The 6,798-nt window shown below is 70.0% G+C and carries 4 protein-coding genes; all 4 read right to left on the bottom strand.

Annotated elements, in window-relative coordinates:
• Nucleotides 1–129: 129 nt before the first annotated feature.
• Nucleotides 130–4,050 carry an amino acid adenylation domain-containing protein gene (locus J2X52_RS15820; RefSeq protein ID WP_310155532.1) on the bottom strand — a complete coding sequence of 1,307 codons (3,921 nt, stop codon included), beginning with the start codon at nucleotides 4,048–4,050 and terminating at the stop codon, nucleotides 130–132.
• Nucleotides 4,047–4,313 carry a phosphopantetheine-binding protein gene (locus J2X52_RS15815; protein WP_310155529.1) on the bottom strand — a complete coding sequence of 89 codons (267 nt, stop codon included), beginning with the start codon at nucleotides 4,311–4,313 and terminating at the stop codon, nucleotides 4,047–4,049. Before J2X52_RS15815 ends, J2X52_RS15820 begins: the two co-directional genes overlap by 4 nt.
• Nucleotides 4,310–4,945, bottom strand: coding sequence for an isochorismatase family protein (locus tag J2X52_RS15810; protein WP_310155527.1), 636 nt, complete (start codon nucleotides 4,943–4,945; stop codon nucleotides 4,310–4,312). The genes J2X52_RS15815 and J2X52_RS15810 overlap by 4 nt, the downstream gene beginning before the upstream one ends.
• Nucleotides 4,946–5,135: 190 nt before the next feature.
• Nucleotides 5,136–6,785, bottom strand: a complete 1,650-nt coding sequence (locus J2X52_RS15805; RefSeq protein ID WP_310155524.1) for an AMP-binding protein — start codon at nucleotides 6,783–6,785, stop codon at nucleotides 5,136–5,138.
• Nucleotides 6,786–6,798: the final 13 nt, after the last annotated feature.

Here is a 6,798-nt window from a genome sequence, read left to right as displayed (position 1 = left end):
CGGGTGCGGGGGGGGTTGGGGGGCGGGGCTTTTCGCAACCCCCCCCCCCCCCCAAAACCCATTTGGCCCGCGGGCGGGGGGGGGGTTGGGGGGGCCCCCGCCCCCCCCCCCCCCCCCCCCCCCCCGCTCCTACATTCTGTCGTAGGCCGCGAGTCGCGCATCGAGCACCGGCGCGATGCGCGCGGTGGCGTCGCGGCCGGTCAGTTCGGCGTGCAGGAACGGCAGTTCGATCGATTCGACGTGCGCGGCATGCATGGCCCAGAGCGACGACTGCAGCTGCGGGCGGTCGGCATGATCATTGCCGGCGCGGACGTGCAGCAGCGTGCCGTCGAAGCGTGCGTGGTGATGCAGGCGCACCAGACGGTTGGTGTCGGTGACCGCGCGCACGACGCCGTCGAGTACCGCGCCCGGCAGGTTGCCGAGCGCGCTGTCGCCGCGGCGCAGGAACTCGACGATGGCCGCGCGCGTCTGCAGCTCCGGATACGCGTCCGGGTCATAGCCGGCGATCGCCAGCAACGCGCGCAATGCGGCGATCGCGTCGGGCTCGGGTTCTGCGCGCCAGACCTCGGCCGGGTACGCATCGAGCAGCGCGAGCACGCCGATCTCGCGGCCGAGGCTGCGCAGGCGTACCGCCATCGCCTGGGCGAGGATGCCGCCGACCGACCAGCCGAGCAGATGCACGGGGCCGTCTGGCTGCAAGGCGAGGACGCGTTCGGCGTACTCGGTCGCCAGTGCATCGATGCTGCCGGGCAGCGCCTGCGCAAGGTCGAGCGCCGGCGACTGCAGGCCGAACACGCTGCGCACAGGTGACAACGCACGTGCGAGATCGCGGTAGCACCAGGCGATGCCGCCGGCCGGATGCACGACGAACAGCGGCGCCCGAGATGGCGCACCCTGCGCGAGTGCGATCACCGGCGCCAGGCCGTGATCGGGATCGTCGCCCTCGCCCGCGTCGAGCGCGGCGGCGAGCCCTTCGACAGTGGGGGTGGCGAACAGTGCGCCGAGACCCGGATCGCGGCCGAAGCGCTGCTGGATCGCGAGCAGCAGATGCACGGCGAGCAGCGAATCGCCGCCGAGCGCGAAGAAGTCGGCATCCGCGCCGACGCGCTCGATACCGAGGGCCTCGGCGAACAGCGCGGCGAGCGCGGCCTCGGTGGCGGTGCGCGGTGCAACGAAGACGCCCGCCTCGAATGCGGGCGCCGGCAGTGCATCGCGGTCGAGCTTGCCGTTCGCGGTGACCGGCCACTCGGCGAGCGCGACGAAGGCCGATGGCACCATGTAGTCCGGCAGTTGAGCGGCGACGGATGCGCGCAATGTCGCCGCATCGAAATCGGCACTCGGCTGCAGGTACCCGACCAACCGCCGGTCACCGGCGCGGTCCTCGCGCACGATGACGGCCGCCTGCGATGCGAACCCGCTGGCGACGATCGCGGCCTCGATCTCGCCCAGTTCGATGCGCAGGCCGCGCAGCTTGACCTGATGATCACTGCGGCCGAGGAATTCGACCGCGCCGTCCTCGCGCCAGCGCGCGAGGTCGCCGGTGCGGTAGATGCGCTCGCCGGGCAGATGCGGATCGTCGAGAAAGCGTTCTGCGGTCAGATCCTCGCGGCCCAGATAGCCGCGCGCGAGCTGCACGCCGCCGAGATACAGATCGCCGACGACGCCGGGCGGCAGCGCGCGCATACGCGCATCGAGCACGTACAGCCGCGTGTTCCAGACCGGGAAGCCGATCGGCACCGGGCGCGAGCTGTCGTCGGTACTTGCTGGCCAATAGCTGACATCGACCGCGGCTTCGGTCGGGCCGTACAGGTTGTGCAGTTCCGCATCAAGCGTCGCGTGGAAGCGGTCGCGCAGGTCGGCATCGAGGGCTTCGCCGCTGACGAAGACGCGGCGCGTCGATAGCCCGCGCGTTTCCGGGGCGGCGAGAAAAGCGGCCAGCATCGAAGGTACGAAATGCAGGGTGGTGATGCCGGCCTCGCGGATCAGTCGCGCGATTGCGACCGGATCGCGGTGCGCATCCGGCGGTGCGACCACCAGCGTGGCGCCGGCCAGCAGGGGCAGGAAGAACTCCCAGACCGAGACGTCGAACGTGGCCGGCGTCTTCTGCAGGATGCGGTCGGACGCGTCGATGCCGTAGTGCGCGCGCATCCACTCGAGGCGGTTGACAATCGCGCGATGCTCGACGACGACGCCCTTGGGCTCACCGGTCGAGCCGGAGGTGTAGATGACGTAGGCCGCGTGCTGCGGGGCGACTGCCGGCAACATGATGCCCTCCGCGATCTGCGGCCAGTCGCGCGGCGCGAAGCGCGGCATGTCGTCGGGCCATTCGATGCCGTCGTCGTCCAGTGCCAGCAGTGCGAGCGGCTGCGCGGACCGCAGGATGCGCGCGCGGCGTTCGAGCGGATGCGCGAGATCCATCGGCAGATAGGCCGCGCCGGCGCGCAGCACGGTGACCAGCGCAACGACCAGTTCGATCGAGCGTGGCAATGCGACAGCGACGACCGTGTCGGCGCCTGCGCCACGCGCCTGCAACACCTGCGCGAGTGCGCGGCTGCGGGTGTCGAGGTCGCGGTAGGTCAGCCTTGTGCCTTCGAACACGAGCGCCGGCGCATCGGGTGTCGCCGCCATCGACGCTTCGATCAGCGCGACCAGGGTCGTGTCGGGCACCGGATGCGCGGTGGCGTTGAAGTCGAACAGCGTGCGCGTGGCCTCCTCTGGTGTGGCCAGCGGCACGTCGTCGAGACGCGCGTCCGCTTGCAATGCGCATGCGAACGCGTTCATGAGAAACGTGCGTAGCCGTGTCGCATGCGCGGTGACATCGGCTGGTGCATACAGGTCAGGATTGGCTTCGATCTCGAGATCCAGCGCCTGCGTGCCATCGCCGCGGAAGCCCAGCGTGATGTCGTCGACCGGCCCGGTGGCGAGGATTTCCATCGACGCGCGGGCACCGGTCAGCACCGTCGGCCTATAGAACGGCTGCACGTTGATCAGCGGACCATGCAGACGGCGCTGGCCGCCGATCAGGCCGAGATCGCGCCGCAGCTGTTCGCCGCGGTAGCGCCCGTGCCGGCGGCCACGCAGCAGGGCGCGGACCATCGCCTGCACGAAATCCGCGACAGGCGCATCGGGCAACGCGGGCACGCGCAGCGGCAGTACGTTCATGACCATCGCCGGCACCCGCGCGGATGCGCTGCCGAGGCGGCCCATGAACGGCACGCCGACGACCGCCTCGCCCTGCCCGCCGAAGCGCTGGCAATAGGCGGCGGTGAACGCGGTCAGCACATCCGGCCACGGCTGGCCGAGCGCCGCCGCCGCGTGCGCGAGGCCGTCACGGAACGCCGCATCGAGCGATTCGACACGGCGCAGGCACTCAAACGCGGCGTGGGCGAAGCCGCCGCCCAGGCCGGTCGCAGCCGGCATGCCGGCCAGCGTGTCCCGCCAGTAGGCCGCATCGGTCGCGCGCTTCTCGGACGCGCGATACGCCGCGTCCTCGGCCAGCACGCCATCGAGCGGAGCGAAGGCCGCACCGGTCGATGTGTCGGCATACAGCGCGCAGACGCCCTCGGTCAGCAACGCCATGCCGTAGCCGTCGGTCGCGAGGTGATGCACACGCAGATACCAGACGTAGCGGTCACCGCCGAGCACGTACAGACGTTGCAGCGCGAGGCGGTCGCGCGCCGGATCGACCGGCGTCAGGCGATCGCGCGTCATCGCCGCCCGCGCGGCGTCCTCGGGCGCAGGCTCGGTCGACAGGTCGACGAGCTCCAGATGCGGCGTGTGCGCGGCATCGATCCACTGGATCGGACCCTCGGCGGTCTCGCGCATGCGCAAGGCCAGTGCCGGCGCCTCGTCGACGGACTGGTTTGCCGAGCGCGCGAAGGCCGCGACATCCAGCGCGCCGTCGATCCACAGCGCGTGCGCGGTGTTGAACGCCGGGTTGTCCGGCGCCAGACGCTGCGCATACCAGAGCCCGGCCTGGGCTTCGGTCAGCGGCCAGCCCGCATTCGACGTGGATGCGTTGGCTTCGATGGGAGACGCCGTCGCGGTCATCCGGCGGCGGGCGTGTCGCGCTGCAGGCCCTGCACCACCTGCCACCAGCCGGCCAGCGTGGTGTGCTCGGCGAGTTGCGAGAATTCCAGCGCGATGCCGTGCTCGCCCCAGGCCATCACCAGGCCCAGTACGCGCATCGAATCGAGACCGAGGTCCATCAGATTGTCGTCGTCGCGCACGTCCTCGGGCGCTTCGCCGACGAGCCTGGCGACATCGGCGCGCATGCGCTCGAGGGTCAGCGGGCGGGTGCGGTCGGTGGTCATGGCAGCAGTTCCAGAAGTCGGTCGGTGGTCAGCGGCACGCCGCAGGTGCGCGCGATCCAGTGCAGCGCATGGTCGTGGTCGGCGCGCGAGAAATCGGCCACCGCGTCGGCGACGACGAAGGTTTCGATGTCGCGCTGGAAGGCCTCGGTCGCCGTCGACAGCACGCCGATGTGCGCGTAGACGCCGGTGATCAGCAGCTGGTCGCGGCCGCGTGCGCGCATCAGCGTGTCGAGATTGCTGCGCTGGAAGGCGCTGTAGCGATGCTTGACCAGCACATGGTCGCCATCGGCCGGTGCCAGCGCGTCGACAATGGTTTCGTGTTCGGCGCTCGCCTGCATGCCCGGGCCCCAGAGATCGGCCTGCAGGCCGCGATCGCGCCGGTCCTGGTTGCCGCGCTGTGCGGTGTAGAACACGGGGATGCCGGCGCTGCGGCAATGCGCGAGCAGGCGCGCGAGGTTCCGGACCGCGGGCGCCAGCGGCGCGTCGTCCTGCGCGAATGCGGCGAGGAAGTAGCGCTGCATGTCGTGGACGAGCAACGCGGCGCGGGATGTCTCGGGCGTCCATTGGCCGCGCGCGGCCGGGAGTTCGGAGGCAGTGGGCAACGGATACGGCAGGATTTTGGGGAGAGCCATCAGCTTCTTGCCTTGCAAACGCACGCCAGCACTTCTGATCCGAGCTTTGCCGTCACTCCCGCGCAGGCGGGAGTCCATGGACGTCCGCCCTGAGAATCAAAGTCGCTGAATGACCAACCCTTCGGGTTGTTGAAGAGCGCATCCCGCCTACGCGGGAATGACGGATCAAAACTTCCATCGGCGAAGTACATCAGCCGGCGTCCTTCTGGTCGTCGAGAAACCGCGCGCGCAGCTGCGCCCGCAGTTCCCGCCTGCTGATCTTGCCGACCGCGGTGGTGCCGAACGCATCCACGAACACGATCTGGTCCGGCACCTTGAACGCCGCAAGCCCGCGGCCGCGCACCCAGGCCTTGAGCTCGGCCGGACGCGCCTTTGTATCGCCCGGAATCACGAAGGCGCAGCTGCGCTCGCCAAGGAACTCGTCGGGAATCGACACCACGGCCGCGTCGAACACCTGCGGATGCGCGAGCAGGTGATCCTCGATCTCCTCGGCCGAGATCTTCTCGCCGGCGCGGTTGATGTGGTCGGTCGCCCTGCCCTGCACGATCAGATGCCCGCTCGGCAGCCGTTGCACCATGTCGCCGGTGCGGTAGAAACCGTCGTCGGTGAAGGAGCGTGCGTTGGCCGCGTCGTCGTTGTGGTAACTGCGGATCGTGTACGGGCCGCGCGTCAGCAGATGACCGATCTCGCCATCGGCGACTGTCGCACCTGAGTCGTCAACCACCAGCACTTCATCGTCGTCGCTGATCGGCCGGCCCTGGGTGGACAGCACGATCTCGTCGGCGTCGTCGAGACGCGTGTAGTTCACCAGACCCTCGGCCATGCCGAAGACCTGCTGCAATGTGCAGCCCAGGCCCGCGACCACGCGCCGCGCGGCCTCTGGCACCAGCTTGGCGCCGCCGACCTGCAGCACCTGCAGGCTCGACAGATCGAACGCGGTCTTGCCCGCCGCATCGGCCCACAACAGCGCCAGCGGCGGCACCAGGCCGACGCAGGTCACGCGCTCGCGGGCGATCAGCGGGAACGCGGCGTCGGGGCCCGGACCGGGGCTCAGCACCACGCGCGCGCCGGCATACAGCGCGCCGAAGAAACCCGGCGAACTCATCGGGAAATTGTGCGCGGCCGGCAGCGCGACCATGTAGACGCTGTCCGCATCGATGCCGCACAGGGCATTGCTCGCGCGGAAGCTGTAGATGTAGTCGTCGTGAGTGCGCGGGATCAGTTTTGACAGGCCGGTGCTGCCGCCGGAAATCTGCAGGAAGGCGACCGACTGCGGATCCGGATCGCCCGGCAGTGCATCGCGCGGACCGTCGAGCGACGCGATCGACACGAACTCCGCCGCATCGCCGACCACGAACACATGCCGGACCACCGGCACCTCGGCCTGCAGCTCACGCGCGAGCGTGCGGTAGTCGAAGGCATCCAGGCGTTCGGCGCAGACGTAGGCGCTAGCCTCGGCCTTGCGCGCGAAGTGCGCGACCTCGGTCAGGCGATGCGCGGGCAACGCGTACACCGGCACCAGCTGCGCGCGTAAGAGTGCGCAGACCACAGCGATGAATTCCGGCATGTTGCCCAGCTGCACGACCACGCGGTCGCCTGGCGCCAGGCCCCGCGCGAGCAGGCCGGCGGCGATGCGCTCTGCCTCGGCCCACAGTTGCGCATAGCTCCAGCGCGTGTCACCACCGACGACGGCGATCGCGTCGGCGAAACGCGTCGCGCGTTCGCGCAGGAACCCGGGGAAGGTTTCGCCGCGCCAGTGGCCGGCGGCGCGATAGCGCGCGACGAAGTCGTCGGGCCACGTCTGCCGCAGCGGCACGGTGTGTCGAAATGCATCGGTCATGCGAAACGGGTGT

The sequence above is a fragment of the Luteimonas sp. 3794 genome, from assembly GCF_031456825.1.
Lineage (GTDB): Bacteria > Pseudomonadota > Gammaproteobacteria > Xanthomonadales > Xanthomonadaceae > Luteimonas.
The sequence above is the reverse complement of the archived record's forward strand: the minus strand, read 5'-3'. Positions and strand labels throughout refer to the sequence as shown.

Bases quoted from the DNA above. Each gene is read 5' to 3' on its own strand.
- J2X52_RS15820 (WP_310155532.1), bottom strand. From the start codon at position 4,050: ATGACCGCGACGGCGTCTCCCATCGAAGCCAACGCATCCACGTCGAAT.
- J2X52_RS15815 (WP_310155529.1), bottom strand. From the start codon at position 4,313: ATGACCACCGACCGCACCCGCCCGCTGACCCTCGAGCGCATGCGCGCC.
- J2X52_RS15810 (WP_310155527.1), bottom strand. From the start codon at position 4,945: ATGGCTCTCCCCAAAATCCTGCCGTATCCGTTGCCCACTGCCTCCGAA.
- J2X52_RS15805 (WP_310155524.1), bottom strand. From the start codon at position 6,785: ATGACCGATGCATTTCGACACACCGTGCCGCTGCGGCAGACGTGGCCC.